The 1,874-nt window shown below is 66.5% G+C and carries 2 protein-coding genes; one reads left to right on the top strand and one right to left on the bottom strand.

Annotation, left to right across the window (positions count from 1 at the left end; genetic code table 11):
- The first annotated feature begins 154 nt into the window (after positions 1-154).
- Positions 155-1,417 (top strand): NAD(P)/FAD-dependent oxidoreductase, encoded by a 1,263-nt coding sequence (locus AC062T_RS08050; protein WP_476028964.1) that lies wholly within the window; start codon positions 155-157, stop codon positions 1,415-1,417.
- Positions 1,418-1,440: 23 nt separating this feature from the next.
- On the opposite strand, the gene AC062T_RS08045 is transcribed toward AC062T_RS08050, so the two are convergent.
- Positions 1,441-1,874, bottom strand: a 434-nt coding sequence (locus AC062T_RS08045; RefSeq protein WP_476028962.1) for a hypothetical protein, incomplete at its 5' end; no start/stop codon positions are given.

Here is a 1,874-nt window from a genome sequence, read left to right as displayed (position 1 = left end):
CATTCGCCGAGACTGCGCAAATCGTCCCCTAAGGCAGCGTTTTTCAGCAATTCGTGCAGTATCGGCGGACTAGCCGCCGGGGGCCCCGGGGGCCCCGGGGTCGCCGGAGTCCCCGGGGATACGCTGGGACGATCCCACAAGGATTGGAGCAGGAATGCCGAACCGGGCAGCGAACCATGTCGTCATCATTGGGGCCGGGGTGGTGGGGCTCTGCACCGCCTGGTTTCTGCAAGAACGTGGTGCCACCGTCACCGTGCTCGACAAGACGGGAGTCGGTGCCGGGGCGTCGTGGGGCAATGCGGGCTGGATTGCTCCGGCGCTCACGCTGCCGCTGCCAGACCCCGCCATTTTTCGTTATGGGCTGCGGGCGATTGTGGACCCGGCATCCCCTGTCTATGTTCCGCTCTCGGCCGACCGCCAGCTGCTGAGCTTTCTCGCCGGGTTCGCACTGAACTCCCTGCCGCATCGCTGGCGGGCCAATATGACCACCTTTGCCGAGATCAACCGGTGGGGGCTCGACTCGTTCGCCCGGCTGGCTGATGGCGGTGTCGAGGCCAAGGCCACGGTCGCCGATCCGTTTCTCGCCGGGTTCATCAGCGAAGAGGAGCGCGGCGTTCTCGAACACGAGTTCGCCGAGATCGCCAAGCGCGGCGGGCACGTTGATTTCGCGCGCATCTCGGGCGAAGAGCTCCGGCAGATCGAGCCGGCCATCAGCGGCGCGGTGACCCACGGCATCCGCATTGCCGGTCAGAGCTACATCAACCCTCCGGTCTATGTCGCGTCACTCGCCGAAGCGGTGAGGGCGCGCGGCGGCGAGATCGTGACGGATGCTGCGGTCACCGGAATCCGCGCCGACGACTCGGTCGTCATCGAGACACAGGGTGCAGACGGTGGCCCAGGGCAGGATTACCCGGCCGACCATGTTGTCATCGCCGCGGGCACGTGGCTCGGCAAGCTTGCCCGCCCGTTCGGTGTGCGGCAGCTCGTGCAGGCCGGCCGCGGGTACAGCTTTAGCGTTCGGCCCGAGGTGGTGCCAACGCATCCGATCTACTTTCCCGTGCAGCGTGTGGCGTGCACTCCGTTGGGCGATCGGCTGAGGGTGGGCGGAATGATGGAGTTTCGACCCGCGGATGCTCCCGCTGATCCGCGTCGCATCCGCACGCTCGTTGAGGCTGCCGGGCCGCTCTTCGACGGGGTCGATTGGGATACGCGGGAGGACGAGTGGGTGGGCTCCCGCCCCTGCACCCCCGACGGGCTGCCCCTTGTGGGTGCGACGCGCTCGCCGCGGGTTCACGTTGCGGGCGGCCACGGTATGTGGGGCGTGACCCTGGGGCCGCTGACGGGCCGCATTCTTGCTGATGCCATCACGGGCGGCCCGAGGCATGCCCTGTTGGATGCCTTTAACCCGTTGCGGTGAGTCGGCGCGGTGCCAGCGCTGAGTTAGTCGGTGTTCTCAGTATCGGCGGGGGACGCGAAGAGGTCGCTGTGTTCTGCGACCACGCGATGCCCTGCCTCGGTGATGGTGAGGTCATGCGCGCTGGCCTCCAGCATGCCCTCCTCGATCAGCAGCGCCACGGTTCGCGGCTTGAGGCTGGTGCGGGCGGGATCTGCCAGGATCGCGAGCAGGGAGCGCTTGCCGACGGGTGGTTGCCAGCCGAAGAGCCCCCATCGGGAGAGCTGCACGAGAGCGAAGACGGAGGCGATCGAGAGGGCAGATGTCGACCGAATTCGGCGACGCGCTGCGTGGAGGCTTGGCTGGATGTTTCTTCGTCGCTCGAATGGTGACGCGATCTTGTCGGTCACAATGAGGACCTGTTCGTACCCCGAAATGTCATGGTGGCTTAAACCGTAGCAGACGGTATATCGGATTACGG

It is taken from the genome of Homoserinimonas sp. (genome assembly GCF_056262345.1).
This window is presented reverse-complemented; position numbering and strand designations above follow the sequence as displayed.

What these genes read in the sequence shown, in the direction of transcription:
- AC062T_RS08050 (WP_476028964.1), top strand. Translation starts at nt 155, where the DNA reads ATGCCGAACCGGGCAGCGAACCATGTCGTCATCATTGGGGCCGGGGTG.